18 protein-coding genes are annotated in these 19,181 nt (G+C 59.4%); 10 read left to right on the forward strand and 8 right to left on the reverse strand.

Annotation, left to right across the window (positions count from 1 at the left end; all coding sequences use genetic code 11):
- Nucleotides 1-167: 167 nt before the first annotated feature.
- The 4 genes from KGD89_RS13715 to KGD89_RS13730 form a co-directional block, all read right to left on the reverse strand.
- Entirely contained in the window at nt 168-2,021 is a 1,854-nt protein-coding gene (locus KGD89_RS13715; RefSeq protein WP_025260347.1) for a monovalent cation:proton antiporter-2 (CPA2) family protein, read from the reverse strand.
- Between the two features lie 90 nt (nt 2,022-2,111).
- Nucleotides 2,112-2,447 carry a putative quinol monooxygenase gene (locus tag KGD89_RS13720; protein ID WP_038400447.1) on the reverse strand — a complete coding sequence of 112 codons (336 nt, stop codon included), beginning with the start codon at nt 2,445-2,447 and terminating at the stop codon, nt 2,112-2,114.
- A gap of 17 nt (nt 2,448-2,464) precedes the next feature.
- Nucleotides 2,465-3,205: an SDR family oxidoreductase gene (locus KGD89_RS13725; protein ID WP_025260349.1), complete on the reverse strand. Its 741-nt coding sequence runs from the start codon at nt 3,203-3,205 to the stop codon at nt 2,465-2,467.
- Nucleotides 3,206-3,379: 174 nt separating this feature from the next.
- Nucleotides 3,380-3,949, reverse strand: a complete 570-nt coding sequence (locus KGD89_RS13730; RefSeq protein WP_025260350.1) for a flavodoxin family protein — start codon at nt 3,947-3,949, stop codon at nt 3,380-3,382.
- A gap of 183 nt (nt 3,950-4,132) precedes the next feature.
- Between KGD89_RS13730 and KGD89_RS13735 the strand changes: the two genes are divergently transcribed.
- Genes KGD89_RS13735 through KGD89_RS13745 form a run of 3 tightly spaced genes read left to right on the forward strand, consistent with a single transcriptional unit; the run spans nt 4,133 to nt 5,896 of the window.
- Complete coding sequence (locus tag KGD89_RS13735; RefSeq protein ID WP_025260351.1) at nt 4,133-5,038, forward strand: LysR family transcriptional regulator; 906 nt, start codon at nt 4,133-4,135, stop codon at nt 5,036-5,038.
- A 43-nt stretch (nt 5,039-5,081) separates the two neighbouring features.
- Nucleotides 5,082-5,471, forward strand: coding sequence for a putative quinol monooxygenase (locus KGD89_RS13740; RefSeq protein ID WP_025260352.1), 390 nt, complete (start codon nt 5,082-5,084; stop codon nt 5,469-5,471).
- A 32-nt stretch (nt 5,472-5,503) separates the two neighbouring features.
- Nucleotides 5,504-5,896 (forward strand): DUF1330 domain-containing protein, encoded by a 393-nt coding sequence (locus KGD89_RS13745; protein WP_025260353.1) that lies wholly within the window; start codon nt 5,504-5,506, stop codon nt 5,894-5,896.
- 101 nt (nt 5,897-5,997) lie between these two features.
- Here the strand turns inward: KGD89_RS13745 and KGD89_RS13750 are convergent, their stop codons facing one another.
- Complete coding sequence (locus KGD89_RS13750) at nt 5,998-6,963, reverse strand: ABC transporter substrate-binding protein (RefSeq protein ID WP_025260354.1); 966 nt, start codon at nt 6,961-6,963, stop codon at nt 5,998-6,000.
- Between the two features lie 255 nt (nt 6,964-7,218).
- Here KGD89_RS13750 and KGD89_RS13755 point away from each other — a divergent pair, with 255 nt between their 5' ends.
- From KGD89_RS13755 to KGD89_RS13770, 4 genes are all read left to right on the forward strand, one after another.
- A complete protein-coding gene (locus KGD89_RS13755) occupies nt 7,219-8,178 on the forward strand; it encodes a D-isomer specific 2-hydroxyacid dehydrogenase family protein (protein ID WP_025260355.1) in 960 nt (319 codons plus the stop codon).
- A gap of 175 nt (nt 8,179-8,353) precedes the next feature.
- A complete protein-coding gene (locus KGD89_RS13760; protein WP_038399885.1) occupies nt 8,354-10,501 on the forward strand; it encodes a TonB-dependent receptor in 2,148 nt (715 codons plus the stop codon).
- Between the two features lie 163 nt (nt 10,502-10,664).
- Nucleotides 10,665-10,829: a hypothetical protein gene (locus KGD89_RS13765; RefSeq protein WP_162883744.1), complete on the forward strand. Its 165-nt coding sequence runs from the start codon at nt 10,665-10,667 to the stop codon at nt 10,827-10,829.
- A gap of 4 nt (nt 10,830-10,833) precedes the next feature.
- Nucleotides 10,834-11,478, forward strand: coding sequence for a helix-turn-helix domain-containing protein (locus KGD89_RS13770; protein WP_025260357.1), 645 nt, complete (start codon nt 10,834-10,836; stop codon nt 11,476-11,478).
- A 23-nt stretch (nt 11,479-11,501) separates the two neighbouring features.
- Here the strand turns inward: KGD89_RS13770 and KGD89_RS26010 are convergent, their stop codons facing one another.
- Nucleotides 11,502-12,002, reverse strand: a complete 501-nt coding sequence (locus KGD89_RS26010; RefSeq protein WP_162883743.1) for a hypothetical protein — start codon at nt 12,000-12,002, stop codon at nt 11,502-11,504.
- A gap of 421 nt (nt 12,003-12,423) precedes the next feature.
- Here KGD89_RS26010 and KGD89_RS13780 point away from each other — a divergent pair, with 421 nt between their 5' ends.
- Nucleotides 12,424-13,209: an IclR family transcriptional regulator gene (locus tag KGD89_RS13780; protein WP_025260359.1), complete on the forward strand. Its 786-nt coding sequence runs from the start codon at nt 12,424-12,426 to the stop codon at nt 13,207-13,209.
- On the opposite strand, the gene KGD89_RS13785 is transcribed toward KGD89_RS13780, so the two are convergent.
- Complete coding sequence (locus tag KGD89_RS13785; RefSeq protein WP_025260360.1) at nt 13,206-14,699, reverse strand: class I adenylate-forming enzyme family protein; 1,494 nt, start codon at nt 14,697-14,699, stop codon at nt 13,206-13,208. The two genes, KGD89_RS13780 and KGD89_RS13785, sit on opposite strands and share 4 nt — an antisense overlap.
- Before the next feature lie 2 nt (nt 14,700-14,701).
- Nucleotides 14,702-15,724, reverse strand: a complete 1,023-nt coding sequence (locus KGD89_RS13790) for an alcohol dehydrogenase catalytic domain-containing protein (protein WP_025260361.1) — start codon at nt 15,722-15,724, stop codon at nt 14,702-14,704.
- Between the two features lie 111 nt (nt 15,725-15,835).
- Here KGD89_RS13790 and KGD89_RS13795 point away from each other — a divergent pair, with 111 nt between their 5' ends.
- Together KGD89_RS13795 and KGD89_RS13800 are read left to right on the forward strand one after the other, a co-directional pair.
- Nucleotides 15,836-16,573, forward strand: a complete 738-nt coding sequence (locus tag KGD89_RS13795) for an enoyl-CoA hydratase/isomerase family protein (RefSeq protein ID WP_236250097.1) — start codon at nt 15,836-15,838, stop codon at nt 16,571-16,573.
- A 90-nt stretch (nt 16,574-16,663) separates the two neighbouring features.
- Entirely contained in the window at nt 16,664-19,177 is a 2,514-nt protein-coding gene (locus KGD89_RS13800) for a TonB-dependent receptor plug domain-containing protein (RefSeq protein ID WP_025260363.1), read from the forward strand.
- Nucleotides 19,178-19,181 lie beyond the last annotated feature (4 nt).

The raw sequence follows: 19,181 nt of genomic DNA on the forward strand, positions 1-19,181 counted from the left end.
CGCATAATCCTCATGCCGATCAGTGAAGGCACAAACAAAACGTGAGGGAGGCTGCTTGCTGGCGAAAAGGCCTGTGAAACCGGTCGATATTCTGCGTCTGTACACTGAAGTCGCCAGCAAGCTGCCTCCCACCAAGTGATCCATGACCTTGACTGATGAATCCCGCGTTAAAGAGGTGCTTCGTTTGAAGCCCTGCGCCTGCCCATCATCTGCTCCGCCTCTTCCTGATGAACCTGTTTCACCATTGCCACGTACGGTGGGTTCTCTGCCGGAGGGATCTGCGGGTCGTACAGTTGAGCAAGCATCCATAGCGCATGACGATCACCCTTGACGAAGGCATCAGCAGTCTTTTGCGCCTCGCCGGGCTCCATACCCAACGCCTCCAGCGAGTTGCGACCTGCACGCACGGCGCTGTCGAAGGTTTCGCGGATAATCTCGTCGCACCCGGCCTTGAACAGGTCATAGACATGCAGACGATCATAAGCCCGAGCCACCACATGCAAATCGGGACGCACCCGCTTGGCATAGCGGACAATGGTCAACGCACGGGCGCGATCGTCAATGGCAACCACCAGCAGGCGCGCTTTCATCAGGCCCGCCGCTTCCAGAAGATCCGGACGCGACGCATCGCCGAAGAGCGTCTTGACGTCAAATCGCGCCAGGGTTTCAACCACCTCGGCGCTGATGTCCAGAACCACCGTGCTATAGCCATTGGCGTGCAAAAGGCGATTGACGATCTGCCCAAAACGCCCGCACCCGGCAATGATGACCGCGCCCTCGTCATCGATGGCATCAGCCTCTCGGGCCTGTTTTTTTGCCTGACGCGGCAGGATCACCCGTTCCAGAAAAACGAATAACAGCGGTGCACAGAGCATCGAAAGCGCCACAACCAACAGCAGAAGCTCGGCCATGTCTTGCGCCAGCACACCACCGCCCACGCTGAAGGACAGCAGGACAAAAGCAAACTCACCGCTTTGCGCCAGGCCCAGCGCCAGCAGCCATCGATCCATGCCTCGAAGCCGGAACAGACTACCAATCACCCAGAGCACCAGTGCTTTGATGACAATCAACAGCAAGGTCAAACCGACAACCAGCCCAAGATGTTCAAACAGCAAGGCGAAGTCGATACTTGCGCCGACTGTTATAAAAAATAACCCCAGCAGCAGCCCCTTGAACGGCCCGATATCGCTTTCCAGTTCATGCCGATATTCGCTGTTGGCGAGCACGACACCGGCGAGAAAGGTCCCCAACGCAGGCGACAGACCGACCAGGCTCATGAGCAGTGCAGTGCCTACCACGAGCAACAGCGCACTGGCCGTGAAGATTTCGCGCATTTGCGCCGTGGCGATAAAGCGAAACAAAGGTCGCGTCAGGTAGTGCCCTCCGACCACCACCGAAGCAACAGCCAGGAGCGTGACCAGCCCGATCATCCAGCCCGGTAACCCGGTGAGCAAGGTCGTGCTGGAGCCATGAGCGACTTCGGCCTCGCTACCGGTGAGAAGACCGGGAACGACCAGCAATGGCAGCAACGCCAGCATAGGAATCACGGAGATGTCCTGAAACAGCAACACCGAAAAACTTGCCCGGCCGCCATCGCTGTCAAGCAGGCGCTTCTCATCAAGGGTCTGCAACGCAATGGCCGTGGAGGAAGCCGTCGCAATCAGGCCGATGGCCAGCGCCGTTTTCCATTCCACGCCCATGGCAACAGCGGTGCCCCAGACCGCCAAAGTGGTCAACAGTACCTGCAAGCCACCAAGCCCTAACAGCCGATGACGCATGTCCCACAACTGCTGCGGTTGCAGTTCAAGGCCGACCAGAAAAAGCATCATCACGACACCGAATTCGGCGAAATGCTGCAAGCGCTCCGCCTCGGCACCCACCAGCCCCAGTAGCGGGCCAATGATGATCCCGGCGATCAGATACCCCAATACCGAGCCCAACCCAAGCCGTTTGGCGACAGGTACAGCCAGCACGCCCGCGCACAGATAGAGAAAGGCATGAAACAGTGCATCGACCGTCATGCCTGCGCCCCCTGTCCATCGGGCGGCAGGAAGGTTGCAGAAGCCGGATTAGTGAACAAAAACAGCATCATGCTATGTATGCCTCCCTTGTCATGAAGCAATGGCCACAACGTCGGTATCGATCAGTTCAAGAGACCGGACCATGTGCGCCACTGTGGATTTGTAGGCCTTGAAATGAGGAGAATCCAGATGAGCGCAATAAGCTTCGGCATCCCGGTACACCTCGACCACGAAGAAGCGGCCTGGCACCTCACGCACTTCAAGGGCATAGAAAGCAATCACCCCAGGCTCCAGCTCACCCGAAGCCTCCACTATTGTTCGGGAGGCTGTCCGATACTCATCAAGCTTTGCGGGATCAACCTCGATCCGCGCAATGCGCACAAGTGGCGGGCGGTCTGGTGGGGCGGGTTGACTTGAATCAATCATGCCCATCCCCTCCTCGATCAAAACGCCTGCCGCGTCGGGCGGAAGACGATTTCGTTGATGTCGACTTCTTCAGGCTGGCTGATGGCGAACAGCACACAGCGAGCAAAGCTGCTGGCAGGAATCGCATTGTGTTCGTAGAAACTGTGCATGGCCTGCGCCATGCCCTCGGCCTTGGTAGAAGCAGGCAGCTCGGTATCTACCGCGCCAGGGGAAAGGATGGTGGAACGGATGTTGTATGGTTTGACTTCCTGGCGCAGGCCTTCGGAAATCGCCCGCACGGCAAACTTGCTAGCGCTGTACACAACGCCCCCTGGGCTCACGATATGCCCGGCCACCGACGAGACATTGATGATCTGCCCGCTTTTCTGTTCTTTCATATAAGGCAACGCAGCAGAGATGCCATACAGCACGCCCTTGATATTCACGTCGATGGTCTGATCCCATTCCTCGACGCGCTGCATTTCCAGTGGCGAGAGCGGCATCACGCCAGCATTGTTGATCAGCACATCGATGCGGCCATGTATTTCAACAGCACGCGCCACCAGTGCCTGCACCTGGCCATGATCGACGACATCGGTCTGCACGATGCTCTCGTCGCCAAGCCCCAATTCCCTGGCAAGCGCCTGCAAGCGATCCAGCCTGCGCGCCCCGAGCACAACGTTAGCCCCGGCTTGCACAAGATGTCGCGCCGTCTCTGCGCCCAGGCCACTGCTGGCACCGGTGATGACAACGACCTTGTTGTTGATTTCTTGCACCATGTTTTTCTCCTTGAGTCAGATCACGCCGCTCGGCATCGCTGACAGGCAGGCGTGACGTAATGTGGCTGATCCGTATCAGGCATGTGGGGTTGGTACTTTTCCAGGCTGGCACCGGGCTGTGGAACATCGAGACAACGTAGTTTCATGGGAGAGCTCGCCTATTGAAGTGACGGGTCAGACCGGCTGAAATCGGCGCACTGTTTCGGCCACGCGCTGGCCCAGGTAGGCAGCGGTTTGCAGATCACTGTTGATGGGGGCGTCATCCGGTCCCTGATCGCCGTTGGATTGCGCCATCGCGCCCAGCCAGCTACCCAGTCGGTTGAGGTCTTGCTCGCTGCCTGTGCTGATGTTGTTACCCGGCTTCAGATCGAGCCCTACCCACAACATCCCGTGCTGGGCGGCAAACAGCGCCATGGAGATCAGAGAATGCAGTTTGTCGCCGTTTTGCGCGCCCGAATTCGTAAAGCCGGCGGCAACCTTGTTGCCCCACTTCAAATCATTCCAGGCAAGCCGGGTGGAGTCCTCGCAGAACTGCTTGAAGCGGGCGCTGGGAGCACCGTTGTAGGTAGGCGAGCCAAAAATGATTGCATCACTGGCCTCAAGAACATCCCAGGCTATCGAGCCTTCGGATAGCGCGATCAACCGAGCCTCGGCACCGTCAACCTGGCGAACGCCCTCGGCCACGCTCTGAGCCTGCCTGGCGGTGTGGCCCCAGCCACTGTCATAAATGATGGAAATCAACATGCTTCATGAATCCTTCTTAAGCCATGGAGAGAAAGAAAAACGACGATGACAAGTCGCTGTACTGGCTCCGTGCAGGCACCAATAGCCACGGGAAGGAAGTTTATAGTAGAGTAATAATCACCATTTCCGATATTTATTCCTCTTTAAGTAGAACCACAGGCACCAATTGAGAGCCGAGAATTTATGAGAGATCCTCTGGATGGCATTGCCCTGTTCGTTGAAGTGGTCAATGCAGGCGGTTTTTCGCGTGCTGCGGAGCAGTTAGCGCTGACACGCTCTGCGGTGGGCAAAGCGATTGCCCGTGTGGAAGAACGGCTGGGTGTGCGTCTGTTCCATCGCACCACCCGCACCCAGAGCCTGACCGAGGATGGGCAGCTCTATTACGAACATTGCCTGCGCGCACTGGAAGAAGTCCGCTCAGCCCAGTCTCTGATCGAATCCGGCATGCACGAGATTGCCGGCCGCATGCGCGTGACCATGCCCGCCCTGTTCGGCCAATACTGTGCGACCCCGCTGCTGATGGAGCAGGCACGCGAACATCCAAAACTGGAACTTGATCTGCACCTGTCCGACCAGTCGGTTGACCTGATCGCCGAAGGTTTCGACCTGGCAATACGTTTTGGCCCACTGTCACAGTTGAACGGCCTGCAAGCCCAGCACCTGGCCGTACAACAGAAACTGTTGTGTGCATCGCCGGCTTATCTGGCAGAAAAGGGGCATCCACGCACCATCGCGCAGTTGATGGATCACAAAGCGGTTCTGTATCACCGGCGCGATTACACCCAGACCTGGCCGGTTTTCGACATGGATGGCCAACTCAAGAACCTGTCCCTTGCGCCGCGCATCCGGCTGAATGATCTGTCTTCAATCGCCGATGCAGTCGAAGCCGGAATGGGGGTCGGCTGGCTGCCTTCCTGGCTGATACGTGATCGTCTGCGCTCGGGCGCAATCGTCCAGCTTCTGGAAAACCACCCGCCTACAACCATGGATTGCCACGCCGTCTGGCCGCAGATGCGGCAGATGCCCAAGCGACTGCGCCATCTCATCGACGTGCTCGCGACACGATTACCGGAGGTGATGCTCCTTTGAATCACCCAAGCCAGAACCCCACCCATGACATCAAGGACCGACCATGAAACTTCGCCGTTTGTTTTCCACCTGCTCCATGACGCTTTGCCTGCTTGCATCAGGCTGGGCCAATGCACAACAGTTCCCGCCTTCGGTGGTGGTGCGTGTCGCACAGCTTGAGATCGATCCGCAGCAACTGGAACGCTACTCACAGATAGTCAAGGAAGAGATGGAAATTTCCGCACGGGACGAACCAGGCGTGCTCGCCATTTACTCCGTGGCCGAGAAGGATCAGCCCCACAAGCTCCACTTCTTTGAAATCTATGCCGACGAGCAAGCCTACAAGTCCCATATCGCTTCTGCGCATTTCAAACACTATGTAGAAGCAACCAAGGCAATGATTGTCTCGCGCAAGCTGATCGAGACGACACCGGTGCAATTGAGCGCGAAATAAACCATCAAGCGGTTTATCACCTGGAGAACCACATGAAGAAACTTGCCTGTCTGACGCTGCTGGCCGTTACCAGCCTTGCAATGGGTGCGGCATTCGCACAAACGCCTGCACCGGCCAAACCCATGGCGTATTACGTCGCCGAGTTCGAGCCCACCACGCCGGGGGCCATCAAACCTTATAGCGACCGGGTCGAAGACACCTTCAAACCGTTTGGCGGGCGCTTCATCGTACGCGGTGGAGAAGTCGATGCTCTGGAGGGTGAAAAACCCATGGGAAGAATGGTAGTCATTGCGTTCGACACTATCGAACAGGCCCGAGCGTGGTACCGCTCGCCAGCGTATGAAGCGATCAGGCCGATCCGCCACAAGGCAGGCAAAACCAACGTTTACATCGTGCAGGGAATACAAGCGCCACTACCCCAGTAAGAGCGAATTCATTCGCGAGAGGCCGGTACATCCCAAGAAAATGTATCGTCTGGAATACCGTCTCGCGAATGAATTCGCTCCTACGCGGGAGGTTTAACAGATCAAGGATTCTGCGTCACAGCATCAGCCGCGGGCAGTACGAAACCTGTAGCGAAGGTTGGTTTGACGTCCAGTGGCTTGGCGATCAGGCCATGGGCCTGGTAGAAGTCGGCCGTTTCCTGTTGCTCGGTGATGGTCTTGGCATCCACGGCTTGCCAGCGCAGCTTCCGGCGCTCGAATTGCAGGCGTGCAGCCTCCTGAGGGAAGCCGATGATCTGCGCCAGGGTTTTTGAATAGCTGTCGAGGTTCTGGTAAGCCCAGATCTGCGCATTGGCCAGCCGTACCAGATAATCCTGCAACGCTTCGCGACGGGCCGGATCAGCCAGTGCCTTGTCGGTGGCGGCCAGGAAACTGTTGCCGCTGGACAGCCCGCGACCATTGACCAGCACCCTGCCCTGACCGCTGAGTTCAGCCAGCGCGGTGTAGGGTTCCCATGTAGCCCAGGCATCCACCGAACCATTGGCCAGTGCGACCTTGGCGTCCACCGGCCCGAGGAAACGGAACTCCACGTCCTTCTCGCTCAAACCGGCAGTAGCCAAGGCCTTGAGCGCGATATGGTGACCAATCGAGCCGCGCCCGGTGGCAATACGCTTGCCTTTCAGGTCCGCCGCCGTTTGCAGTGATGACTTGGGCTCGACCAGCACCGCCGTGCCGTAAGCGTCGGACTTGTCCACGGCAATGGCCTTGACCTGCGCCCCGGACGCCAGCGCGAACAGCAATGGCGCATCACCGATGATGCCCGCGTCAACGGCCCCGGCATTCAAGGCTTCGGCCAGCGGTGCAGCGGCCGGAAACTCCGCCCAGCGAATGTCGTAAGGCAGATCACGCAGAGCATCAGCGGCTTCAAGCTGGGCGCGCATATTGCCCTTCTGATCACCGATTCGCAGTTCGATACGTTGTTCGGCGAGGGTCGGGCCTGCCAGCAGCAGGGCGGCGCCAAGCGCCAGGATTCTTGCAAAAGGGGGCATCGCGGACATTCTCCGTGGCTGAGGTAGCCTGTGGTCAGGTTCTGGAGGATGACTGTACCGACAAGTTAATAATCAGTGAAATGCATTTTAGTCATATCCTAATATGCGCAATATTTTAATTATCGCCATTAGCTTATATCAAAAAAGAATTTTACAGCGCAAACCACCAAGAATACGGTCATAAGCATCGCCCAACCTGGGCGGGATAACAGCGCCTGAAACGGGCGTTCCCGTGTTTCCTGTGATGAGTGCCTGATGAACCAGTCTTCTGCTACCACTGTTAGCGTGATCGCCAGCCAACTGGATGCCCAGACCAACGAATTGATCCGTCGGCAACTGCCTGAGCACCGGGTTCTGGACCTGACGCCCGATCAGTTCAATGCCGAACGTGCAGACGTGGTGATCCTGCGCCCGGTCAACGTACGCGGCCGTCGGGTGGATGAACCACCGCGCGGCTGGCCCTGGTCGCTGCGCTGGGTGCAACTGGTGTCCTCGGGCATCGATTTCTATCCAGACTGGCTGTTCCAGGGGCCACCGGTCACCAGCGGCAAGGGCAGCAATGCCGAGCAGGTCGCCGAGTTCGCGCTGGCAGCCGTATTTTCCGCAGCCAAACGCTTGCCGGACATATGGGTCAAGGATGACGACTGGAGCTTCAGCCAGTTACAACCGGTACGTGGCCGTACCTTGGGTATTCTGGGGTTAGGCAGCATCGGCCGCAGCCTGGCGACCAAGGCCACGGCGCTGGGTATGCGCGTGATCGCCCTTGGCCGACCAGAGCAGCCGCTGACCGAGTTGCCGCAGGTCGAAGTGGCTGAAAACCTCCATCACCTGTTTGCCGAATCCGACCATCTGGTGCTGGCTGCTCCCCTGACCTCGCAGACCCGCGGCCTGATCAATCGTGAAGTACTGGCCAGCTCCAAGCCCGGTCTGCATTTGATCAATATTGCCCGTGGCGGGTTGCTTGATCAGCAGGCCCTGCTCGAAGCACTCGAAGCCGGCTGGATTGGCCGCGCCACACTGGATGTAACCGAACCCGAGCCACTGCCGGCAGGCCACCCGCTGTACAGCGATCCACGGGTATTTATCTCGCCACATACCTGTGCGCTGTCCACCGACGGCATTCAAGGCTTCGTCAACGATTTCGTCGAGAACTTCAAGCGCTATCGTCAGGGCCTGCCCCTGAACAACCTGGTGGATCACCAGCGCGGTTACTGAAGCTCGCGACAAACCAGACCACCCCATAAAAAAATACTGCCCATTTACAGACTGACCGACCCCGACCCGGCGGAGGCACAGGATTCCTGCACCCTCCCCGGCTCTCGTGCGTTTCCGTGGACGGTTGCAGGTTGCACACACCAACCGAGCATGTTGACCGTCAGGAACTCCGTCCATGGCCAAACCTACCTTGCGCTACAGCATTTCCCCGTTACTGCTGTCATTGCCTCTGAGTACCTTCGCCGCCAGCGACCCGCTGCCGGAAGAACGTCTGCCCAGCGTTACCGTCACCGCCGAACACCGTCAGGAAAACCTGCAGAAAACCCCACTGGCAATCAGCGCCTTCGATGAAAACACCCTGCGCGACCAGCAGATCAACAATATCCGCGACCTCTCCGGGCGGGTGCCGAACCTGACACTCAGCCGTCAGTCGATCTCCTACAGCGCACAGACCTATGGCATTCGCGGCATTGGCGAAACCGATCCGATCCAGGAAGCCGCTGTCGCGGTGTACGCCGACGATCTGTACATCCCCCGGGCGATTTCCTCGATGCTCGACTTCAACGATGTCGAGCGCGTCGAAGTATTGCGCGGTCCGCAAGGCACGCTGTATGGCCGTAACAGTGCGGCTGGTGCGATTCGGGTGATCACCCATGATCCGACCCAGGAAACCCGTGGCTTCGTCGAACTGGGTGCCGGGACTTACAACGCGCAAAGCAGCCGCCTGTTGATCAGCGGGCCGTTGGTGGACAACACCCTGTTCGGCAGTTTTTCTGCGCTGCGCCTGAGTCGCGACGGCACGGTGCGCAACCGCACTCGCGATACCGATGTGAACAATGTCGATATCCAGTCCTATCGCGGCAAGCTGCGCCTGGCACCGCTGGATTCGCCTTGGGACACGCAACTGACCCTGGCAGGCACCTTCGACCGTGGTGACACCACCAGCTACACGCCATTCGACCCGGCCACCGGCCGCTTCGACAAGTTCAAGACCTACAGCAGCCTCGATCCGAAGAACCGCCTCGATCAGGGCAGCGCCGTGCTGCGAGCCATCTACACCTTCGACGATCACCTGAACTTCAAGTCAGTCACCGGCTGGTCGGCCTTCGACCAACCCGTGGACTATGACAACTCCGGCGAAGCCAACAGCGGCAATGCCTCGCCGGTACAAAACAACCTGATCCACTACAAGCAGCGCTACGCCACTCAGGAATTCCAGCTCAATGGCGACTACGAACGCTTCAACTACACCTTGGGTGTCTACCTGTACAAAGAGCGCTTCCGTGCCGAACGCGACAGCCTCACTTATTCGGTAGCGGCTGATCGGGTCAATGCCAGCGGCCAGTACAGCACCACCGACACAGAAAGTTACGCGCTCTACGGCCAGGGTAACTACAAGCTGACCCCGCGCCTGTCGCTGACCGCTGGTCTGCGCTACACCAGCGAACACAAGAACTTCGATTACAAGAACTACAGGATCACCACCGCTCGGGAGATCACCGGGCTCAACTTCAGCGCAGAAACCAGCGACAGCTGGGCCTCCGTAAGCCCGAAAGTGGGTCTGGAATATGCCTGGAGCGAGAACCTGACCCAATACGGCTACGTGGCCAAGGGCTTCAAGGCCGGTGGCTTCGACAACCGGGCACCGACCCTCGCCGCCGCCCAGCAGGGCTTCGAGCCGGAAAACGTGATCACCTATGAAACCGGCTTCAAGGGTGATTACCTCGGTGGCCGTCTGCGCAGCAACGTCGCGGTGTTCTACAACGACTACCGCGACCTGCAGACCAATGCCTGGGACCCGGCCATCAGCGCCAACCTGCGAACCAACGTCGGCAGCGCCCACAGCTACGGCGTCGAGCTGGAAAATACCGCACTGCTCAACCGCGACCTGACCCTGACCGCCAACCTGGGTTACCTCAAGGCCCAGTACGACGACTTCAAGAACTCCGCAGGTGCGGGAGTGGATGCCGATGGCAACTGGATGGTCTTCGCCCCGCGCTGGAACGCATCACTGGGCCTGAACTGGACCGTACCGGTCAATGTCCCTGGCGCGCTGGTGGCTGGCACCGACTGGCAGTTCCAGACCAAGTCCTACGCCAACGCCGTGAATGGCGATATCTACGAAGTCCCTCAGCAGAGCTTCTGGAACGCCAACACCAGCTACAGCAGCGGCGACGGTCACTGGACCACCACCCTAGCAGTGAAGAACCTGCTCAACCGCGCCTACCCGCAAAGCATCGCCTATTCAGCGGCAAGCAGCACGGCGTACTACGCGGTCAACGACCCACGCACCATCACTCTGAGCGTGCGCTACGACCTGTAACCGAGAACGTGATCAGCCTGCATCGACACCCAGAGGCGGTGCAGGCAGTTCCTGAATTACATATTCCAGAATCGAATCAATACATGAAAACAAATTATTTATCGTTCTATAAAAAAACCCTTAGTCTCAACCCATGCCCAGCTTCGCAAACAAGGATTCCTTCATGAGCCACTCCGCACAGATCATCGACCTAGGCCTGTTTCGCAAACGCAAGCACGCACAGCAGTTGGGCCGTCTGATGTGGGCGATGTACGCTCATCAGGCAGGAATCGTGACGCAACCGGGAAGCGATGGCCTCGCGTCACCGAAAACACCTCGTCAAGCGTAACGCCATGACGACATCGGAGCGTTTCCTGGCAACATCGATTGACACCCCACTTGACCTTGGACAAGAGGCGGCCACCAACGAAGACGACCTGATCGGCTCTCGCGTCGCACAGAACCTGCAACGCCTGCGCAGCAAACGCCAGTTATCGCTGGATGCCCTGGCAAGATTGAGCGGGGTGAGCCGGGCGATGCTGGCACAGATCGAGTCCGGGCGCAGCGTGCCGTCGATCAAGGTACTGTTCAAGATCGCCAAGGCTGTCAGGGTTTCGGTTGCAGCCTTTCTGGAAAACCGCGAATGCGAAGGTGTGACCGTGATGCCGGCACGCGACAGCAAGCGCCTGGTCAGTGCCAGCGGCGACTTTATCAGCCGGGCGCTCTACCCGTACGACACATCGCGTCATGTTGAATTCTATGAGTTGCGGATCAGCCCACTGGGGGAAGAACATTCCGCCGAGCATGGGCCGGGCGTGCAGGAGAATCTGGTGGTCGCGCAGGGTGCGCTGGAGATCAGTGTGAACGAAGAGCGCTTCCTGCTATCCACGGGTGATTCGATCATGTTCTATGCAGACCAGCCCCACCGCTACCGAAATCCGGTAGACAGTGAGGCGGTGGCTTATCTGGTGGTCACCCACCCCGAGCGCCGCGACTGAGGTTCGCGGCGTCCCGTATCAGATCAGCAGGTGCAGCACATCATCGGCATGCCGTTGCAGCTCATCATCATCGGCATGCTGCAGTCGTTCATCATTTTCATCATCAGCATGCAGCAGTTGTTCATCATGTCCATGCTCATGCCAGCCATCGGCATCATCTTGCAGGTCATGCCGTCAGCCATCATGGTGCACTCCATCATGCACTTCATCATGGGCATGCCCATTGGCATCGACATCCCCATCATCGGCATGTTCATGGACATCGCCATGGCCGCTTCGGACATGCACATCATCGACATGTTGGCGCACTGCATCATGACCGGCATGCCGCAGTTCATCATCATCTGCATCATTTCAGCGTTGTTCTTGAACATGGCCATGTCCATGCCAGCCGCCGGCTTCATGGTGCACATCATGCCGTCTTCGACCATTTTGCAAGTCATGGTCGCCATCATCATCGGCATGCCCATCATTGGCACCATCGGCATGTTGGCGCTCATTGGCATCTGCATCGCGTTCATCATGGTGAAATCCTCTTCAATTTTGACGATAGGGTGTGGAGCTGATGGGGCCGATTCTAGGCTCAAGCGTGAGCACGGCAAGATGCTGGCAAAACAGCACCGGATGCTGCCAAGGCAAGCGGTTTCATGCCAACGACCAGTGCATGAACTGTAGCAGCAGATAAATAACTGCTATTACATCCATAGAACGCCACTTAACGACCGATACCACGCAATGGATATCGCTATTGGTTCCATGCTCATAACTCAAATGCATATTTGTTCTAAACGCGATGCAAATAAATGCTCAAGTTGCGCTTTGCAATAAAGCCGATACAACGTCAGTTGGCTCTTCACCCGGCATCCGATCACGGCTAACCTTGGCGACCGGTCAGGCCAGCATTCGAGCCTGCCGATCAAAATGCTCTCGGAAAACACTGCCACGATGGATATCTCTTCGACTCACCCCGCACTCAATAGCAGCAAGGAAAACGCTGGCGGCGGGCGCGTTCAGGTCATTGACCGTTCGATTGTTCTGCTGCGAACCCTGGCCGGCCTCAAGAACGGCGCCAGTGCGCTGGATCTGGCGCGGTTGACCGGCATTGATCGCTCCACCATCCATCGCCTGCTCAAAACCCTGACCTACTGGAGCCTGATCGAGTCCCAGGGCGCGACCTACCGCATCGGACCTGAGAGCCTGATCTACTCGGCGGCCTATCTGAACCGCATGAACCTGCGCAAGATCGCCCTGCCCTACGCCATCGAACTGCAACGGGTGATTGGCGAACGCCAGGCAATCGTCTCGCTGTCGGTTCCGGTGGGTGATCAAGTGGTGTTGATCGAGAGGATGTGGACACCGACCACGCCGCTCAACGTCATCGTCGATCTGGCCGATCAGTACCCCATCGATGGCAGCCCCAGCGGCCGCGCCGTGCTGTCCACCTACAGTGAAGACGCGGCGCTGAACATTCTGGGCCAGGAGCGCTACGCCAGAGTGTTGCCCGCACTGGAGAAGATCCGCAGCCAGCAGGATTTCGCCTTCGGTCAGGGCGAGTTCAAGCCGGGCCTGTCGTCCGTGGCCTTTCCGATTCGCCTTGAGGCAGGCCTGGCGCTGGGCGCCGTGGTGGTGGCAGGCCTGGCGATGGAGGATGAAACCCATCCCGCCTCGCCACTGGCCAGCCATGTGCGTCGCGCCTGCGAGGGCATCGCGGCGCAACTCGGCAATCTTTAAGCCGGCAACTGCGGCCCAAGCGCCTCAAGCAGGCGGTTTTTCTGCACCTTGCCGTAATGCGAACGCGGCAATTCGTCGATGAAGTAGATCTGTCGCGGGACCTTGTGCCGCGACAGGCTGGCGCGACAATGCTCGGCCAGTTGCTGCAACGACGGCGGGCTCGCCGGGTCAACCACCACTGCCGCACACACCTGCTCACCCCACTCGATATCCGCCAGACCGAACACATGGGCCTCCTTGACGCCCGGACAGCTCAGCAGGCTCTGCTCGACTTCGCCAGGTTGTACCGACTTGCCGCCACTGCGAATGATGTCCTTGCAGCGCCCGAGCACGACCAGTTGCCCATCATCACGAATCCGTCCCAGGTCACCACTGCGCAGCCAGCCGTTATCCAGCGCTTCGGCACTCTTGGCCTCCTGCTGCCAGTAGCCGCTCATCAATTGCGGCCCGCCCAGCAGAATCTCGCCCATGCCATTGGCGTCCGGCTGGTGGATGCGGATGGCCGCAGAAAACAATGGCCGCCCTACCACGCCTTCGGCGCTTTCTCCGGCATTGCGTAACGCAGCCATTTGCGCGGCGGCGAGGTAGCAACTCCAGGGCGCTTCGGTCATGCCGTAAAGCACACTGATTCGCCCATTGAACACTCTGAAGGAGCCTTCCAGCACTTCACCACTCAAGGCGGCTGCGCCGATATCCAGGCTCTTGAAGGCAGGCAACTGCGCGGGCTCGCTGCCGTTCTCACGCAGCAGGCGCAACAGTTGAGTCGGCACCAGAGAACTGAAGGCAACCCGCTGCTCACTCAACTGCGCCAGAAAGGTCTTGCTGTCAAAACGCCCGCCCAGCACCACTTGCCCGCCGCTGAGCAGATGCGCCAGCACCGCTACCGCCGCAATCGGCCATAACGGGCGGACATTGAGCAGCACGTCGCCCACCGCCGCACCACGGCCCATCACGATGTTCTGCAACACGGCGCAGAGGCTGGCATGCCGGTGCATGACCGCCTTGGGCACGCCGGTAGTGCCACCGGTATAGTTCAAAGAAGCCAGGGCCTGGGCCGGTTGTCCGGCACGGGGCAGGAGGTCGGCAGGCGCTGTTTCGATAACCGAACCCAGAGCACGACAGGCAATGCCCGCCAGCGCCAGACCTTCGGCAACCGCCGCGTACTGATCGGAAAACAGCAGCAAGGCTGCACCGGCATCGCGCAACTGTGCTAGCAGTTCATCAGGCGACAGTGCCGGATCAAGGGGTACGCGTACACGTCCATTGGCCATGCAGCCATAGTCGGCGATCAGGTAATCGATACTGGCATCCGCCAGCAACGCCACCCGCGAACCGGGTGCGATGTCGAGCCGGTCCAGCACCTGGCCGAACGCGGTAAGAGCGCGGTCGAGATCAAGAAAACTCAGGCTGCGAGCACTGGCCGGCTCGCTCAACGCTGGCAGATCAGGCCATTTACAAGCGGCCTGCCCCAGCAAGGTACTGATATCCATCTCTACCACCCACTCAAAACAATACGCCCATTGACCTGACGCGACTCCAGCAGCGCATGGGCCTCGCTCACGTGCTGAAACGGCAACACCCGGTCGATCAAGGGCCGCACCTGTCCGCTATGGATCAGTGCCAGCGCGACCCGCAGTTCCTCCACAGTGGCACTGCCCGATCCCTGAACCTTGAGCCGCCGACCGATCAACAAGCCCGGCGGGATCGGCACACTCCCCGGCTGGACATTACCGAGCACCACAACGCGCCCACCCAGGGTCATGCTGCGCAAGGTGTCTTCAAGGGTGTGCCCGAGGTTTTCCATCGCCACATCCACGCCGCGCTTGCCGGTCAGCTTCCAGACTTCGGCACTGTAGCTGCCATCTGAAACCACCACTTCATGGGCGCCCAGCTCATGAAGGAAATCGCGCTTCGCGGCGCTGCCGGTCACGGCAATCACTCGCGCGCCCAGCGCCCGGGCCAACTGGATCTGATGCGCGCCCAAGCCACCACTGGCGCCGTTGATCAATACGGTTTCACCCGGTTTGAGCGCCGCCTCGCCGTGCAATGCCCGCACGCTGGTGGCAATCGGGCAGGACGCCAGCGCCGCCAGGGTGTAATCCAGCCCCTCAGGCAATTCGATTGCCGAGATCGCCGGAATACGCAGGTATTGGGCATAGGCACCTTCGGTATCCACCGATGGCAGGCCCAGTGCCCGACACAAATCCTGGCGCCCGCGCAGGCAATCTCGGCACTGGCCACAGAAACGTCGCTGATAGACCACAACCCTGGAGCCGACCACCAGTTGCAAGACGCCCGCGCCGACCTCGACAACCTCGCCGGCCACTTCATGGCCCAGCACCACGCCGGTATGCGCACCGGGAAGATGCCCGGCACGGTGCAGCAAATCGTGATGGCAGACGCCTGCAGCGTGAACCTTGACCAGTACTTCACCCGGACCGATCTGTGGCGTAGGCACCTCTTCGACTTGCAGTTGCTCAGGCCCGCCGAAGGCTTTCAGGACTATCGCTTTCATTTTTTATAACCATTAGTGACCTATTAAGAATATGTTCATATAACAAACATGTTGTTTGCATTATGAACATCAATTAAGTTTTCCTCACTTTGACGCGGACCTCAAGAGGCAATGCGTCTTTCTTTCACACTCAGCGAAATCGAAGTCATGACAGTCGAGTATCAACACCTTGGGGAAGGCGTTCTGCAGGTCACTCTCAACCGCCCCGAGCGTCTGAACGCCCTGGACAGCCAGGCCAAACGCGAACTGGGCGAAATCTGGCAGCGCGCCGGTGACGATCAGGCCGTACGCGCAATCGTTCTGCGTGGCGCAGGCGAGCGCGCGTTCTGCGCAGGCTCCGACCTCAAGGAAATCGAAGCCACTGGCGAAGCCGTGAGCAGCGAATTGCTCGCCCGCGCCCTGCCCGGCGTCGGCTTCGACCTGAACAAGCCGGTGATTGCCGCACTGCACGGCCACACCCTGGGCCTGGGCATCAGCCTGGCGATTCATTGCGACTTTCGCATTGCCCGACATGACACTCGTTTCAGCTTTCCGGAAGTGCAGCACGGCATGTTGTCGGGGTTCAGCGCCATTACCCTGCCAGGGCTGATCGGCGAAGCCGCGGCGCTGGACATCATGCTCAGTGCTCGCCAGTTCGATGCCTCGCAGGCGCTGGCCATGGGGCTGGTCAACCAGCTCGCGGACGACGCCCATGCCAGTGCGCTGGAACGGGCATCACGCCTGGCCGCCCATTCGCCCAAGGCGGTGGAATGGACCAAGACCCTGCTGCTGGCCCAGAGAAAAGACCGTCTCAAGCAGTACATGGCCCTGGTCGACCAGGCCCGCCAGGACGTCATGCTCTACCGATAACCACAATAACTAACACTTTTCGCCTCGCCAGTACTGTCAGGAACACACACCACCAGGAATGGAAAGCGGCACCAGAATCGGAGCCTCACCATGTCTCGCCCCAACACTTTCCAGCCCAGGCTCAACCTGCTGACCGCAGCGACCCTCGGCCTTTGCGCCACCCCGTTGGCATTCGCCGCCGAAAGCACAATCGGCAGCACTGATACTGCTCTGCAGACAGTCGTCGTAACCGGTGCCCGCGATGAGGGCCGCACCGTGGCCAAGAGCCTGGCCCCCATCGACGTGATCAGCGCCGACGACCTGGCCCGCTCGGGCAAACAGAACCTGCGCGATGCCCTGGCCGCCAGCGTGCCGTCCTACACCAATGCCGCCGGTTTTACCGGCGGCACCGGGCTGTCGGTGAAGTCCGCGACCCTGCGCGGCCTGGGCGGTAACCACGTGCTGGTGCTGGTCAACGGCAAACGCCGCCACAACACCTCGCTGATCTTCGTGCAGACCGCTGCTACCTCCAGCGGCCAGTCACCCGCCGACCTGGACCTGATCCCGGTCAGCGCAGTCGACCATATCGAAGTGCTGCGTGACGGTGCCGCTGCGCAATACGGCTCGGACGCCATCGCCGGGGTGATCAACATCATCCTCAAAACCAACCGTTCCGGCGGCAGCGCCAGCGCGCTGTACGGGCAATACAAGGAAAGGGTCGGCGGCAAGGGCAACTTCGGCGCTCGAGGCCAAGGCCAGATCAACCAGGGCTTCGAGCTGCCCAATGACGGTTTCTTCAGCCTCAGCGCCGATATCGGCATTCAGGAAAGCTCCAACGTCGCGGGTGCAGTACCTGACCGCACCCGCATCTATTTCCCGCAGAACGGCAGTGCCGACCCACGGGAAACCAGCGAAAGCCGCTATCGCCAGCAACTCGGCCAGCCTCGCTCACAAACCTATAACTTCGGCTACAACGCCGAGTTGCCGCTCAACGATGAGGTCAGCCTCTACTCGTTCTCCACCCTCAGCCACCGCAACTCCACCAGTTGGGGGACTTACCGTACCGCCAACTCGCCGCAGAACATCGTCTCGGTATACCCGGACGGTTTCTCACCGCGCTTCGTGGTGGAAGAGGACGACTTCCAGACCGTATTCGGCGCACGCCATGAAAACCTGCTCGGCTGGCGCTGGGACCTGAGCACCAGCTATGGCCGCAACGATGCCAACACCCGCAACGAACGCTCGCTGAACCCGTCGCTGGGTCCGGACAGCCCCCGCGACATGGATGGCGGCCATCTGATCGCCAGCCAATGGACCAACAACCTCGACCTGACCCGTGGCTTTGATACAGGGCTGTTCGCCAAGCCGCTGAACGTTTCCACCGGGCTGGAATTCCGCCGCGACGGCTTCGCCATCGAAGCGGGCGAATACGCTTCATACGCCGATGGCGGCTACATCTTCCCCGTCGGTCATCCGTTGGCCGGACAACGCCCGAACCCTGGCGCACCGGGGCTGGTCGGTTTCACCCCGCAAGATGCACACAACTATTCACGCACCAACACCGCTGGCTACATCGACCTCAGCCAAAGCCTGACCGAGCAATGGGATGTCAGCCTGGCCGGACGTTTCGAGCATTACAGCGACTTTGGCGATACTGGCAGCGGCAAGTTCTCGACGCGCTATGCCTTTACGCCGCAGTTCGCCGTACGCGGCACAATCAGCAACGGTTTCCGTGCGCCGTCGCTGCAACAACAGTATTACTCCTCGTCGCTCACCGCCTGGCGCACCAGCCCGCTGAACGGCCAACTGGAACAGGCAGTCACTCGCTATGTGACGGTGGATGATGCTGCCGGTCAGGCACTCGGCGCCAAGGAGCTGAAACCCGAACGTTCGATGAACTACAGCCTGGGCTTTGTCGCCACGCCGACGGAAAACCTCAATGTGACAGTCGATCTGTATCAGATCGATATCAAGGACCGCATCCTGCAGACCAGCAACCTGCAAGGCACTGCAGTCTCCAACCTGCTGGCGGCCAATGGCCTGGACCCGAACCAGATCGTGTCCTACTTCGGCAACCTGGCCGACACCCGCACCCGTGGTATCGACCTGGTGGCCGATTACCGCTATGACCTGGGCCGCTACGGCAAGACCAAATGGACCCTGCTGAGCAACCAGAGCCTGCAAACCATCGAGAAAATCAAGGAGCCAGAATCACTGGCCGGTACCGGCGTCAGCGCCGTGGGTCGTGATCGTCAGGGCAACCTGACCACGGCTTACCCGAAGAACGTCACGTCCCTGACCGCCGCCTGGCAACTGGACGATTTCGACGTAACGCTCAAGGGTACGCGCTACTCGAAAGTCACCGGACGCAATCAGGTTTCCGCCAGCCGCGACGAGGAAATCCGCCCGGCACTCATCACCGACCTGAGCCTGGGTTACTGGCTGAGCGATGCCATAAAAGTGACCGTCGGCGGCGAGAACATCTTTGATCGCAGGCCACAACAGCTCAACGAAGAGGCCAAGCGTTTCTACTTCTTCCCCACTGACAACCCGACCTATAGCTGGTACTCGCCCTACGGACTGGAAGGTGCCTACTACTTCGCCAAACTTGACGTGAGCTGGTAACCCC

The sequence above is a fragment of the Pseudomonas cichorii genome (genome assembly GCF_018343775.1).
GTDB lineage: Bacteria > Pseudomonadota > Gammaproteobacteria > Pseudomonadales > Pseudomonadaceae > Aquipseudomonas > Aquipseudomonas cichorii.

What these genes read in the sequence shown, in the direction of transcription:
- KGD89_RS13715 (WP_025260347.1), bottom strand. Translation starts at nt 2,021, where the DNA reads ATGACGGTCGATGCACTGTTTCATGCCTTTCTCTATCTGTGCGCGGGC.
- KGD89_RS13720 (WP_038400447.1), bottom strand. Translation starts at nt 2,447, where the DNA reads ATGATTGATTCAAGTCAACCCGCCCCACCAGACCGCCCGCCACTTGTG.
- KGD89_RS13725 (WP_025260349.1), bottom strand. Translation starts at nt 3,205, where the DNA reads ATGGTGCAAGAAATCAACAACAAGGTCGTTGTCATCACCGGTGCCAGC.
- KGD89_RS13730 (WP_025260350.1), bottom strand. Translation starts at nt 3,949, where the DNA reads ATGTTGATTTCCATCATTTATGACAGTGGCTGGGGCCACACCGCCAGG.
- KGD89_RS13735 (WP_025260351.1), top strand. Translation starts at nt 4,133, where the DNA reads ATGAGAGATCCTCTGGATGGCATTGCCCTGTTCGTTGAAGTGGTCAAT.
- KGD89_RS13740 (WP_025260352.1), top strand. Translation starts at nt 5,082, where the DNA reads ATGAAACTTCGCCGTTTGTTTTCCACCTGCTCCATGACGCTTTGCCTG.
- KGD89_RS13745 (WP_025260353.1), top strand. Translation starts at nt 5,504, where the DNA reads ATGAAGAAACTTGCCTGTCTGACGCTGCTGGCCGTTACCAGCCTTGCA.
- KGD89_RS13750 (WP_025260354.1), bottom strand. Translation starts at nt 6,963, where the DNA reads ATGCCCCCTTTTGCAAGAATCCTGGCGCTTGGCGCCGCCCTGCTGCTG.
- KGD89_RS13755 (WP_025260355.1), top strand. Translation starts at nt 7,219, where the DNA reads ATGAACCAGTCTTCTGCTACCACTGTTAGCGTGATCGCCAGCCAACTG.
- KGD89_RS13760 (WP_038399885.1), top strand. Translation starts at nt 8,354, where the DNA reads ATGGCCAAACCTACCTTGCGCTACAGCATTTCCCCGTTACTGCTGTCA.
- KGD89_RS13765 (WP_162883744.1), top strand. Translation starts at nt 10,665, where the DNA reads ATGAGCCACTCCGCACAGATCATCGACCTAGGCCTGTTTCGCAAACGC.
- KGD89_RS13770 (WP_025260357.1), top strand. Translation starts at nt 10,834, where the DNA reads ATGACGACATCGGAGCGTTTCCTGGCAACATCGATTGACACCCCACTT.
- KGD89_RS26010 (WP_162883743.1), bottom strand. Translation starts at nt 12,002, where the DNA reads ATGATGAACGCGATGCAGATGCCAATGAGCGCCAACATGCCGATGGTG.
- KGD89_RS13780 (WP_025260359.1), top strand. Translation starts at nt 12,424, where the DNA reads ATGGATATCTCTTCGACTCACCCCGCACTCAATAGCAGCAAGGAAAAC.
- KGD89_RS13785 (WP_025260360.1), bottom strand. Translation starts at nt 14,699, where the DNA reads ATGGATATCAGTACCTTGCTGGGGCAGGCCGCTTGTAAATGGCCTGAT.
- KGD89_RS13790 (WP_025260361.1), bottom strand. Translation starts at nt 15,724, where the DNA reads ATGAAAGCGATAGTCCTGAAAGCCTTCGGCGGGCCTGAGCAACTGCAA.
- KGD89_RS13795 (WP_236250097.1), top strand. Translation starts at nt 15,836, where the DNA reads ATGCGTCTTTCTTTCACACTCAGCGAAATCGAAGTCATGACAGTCGAG.
- KGD89_RS13800 (WP_025260363.1), top strand. Translation starts at nt 16,664, where the DNA reads ATGTCTCGCCCCAACACTTTCCAGCCCAGGCTCAACCTGCTGACCGCA.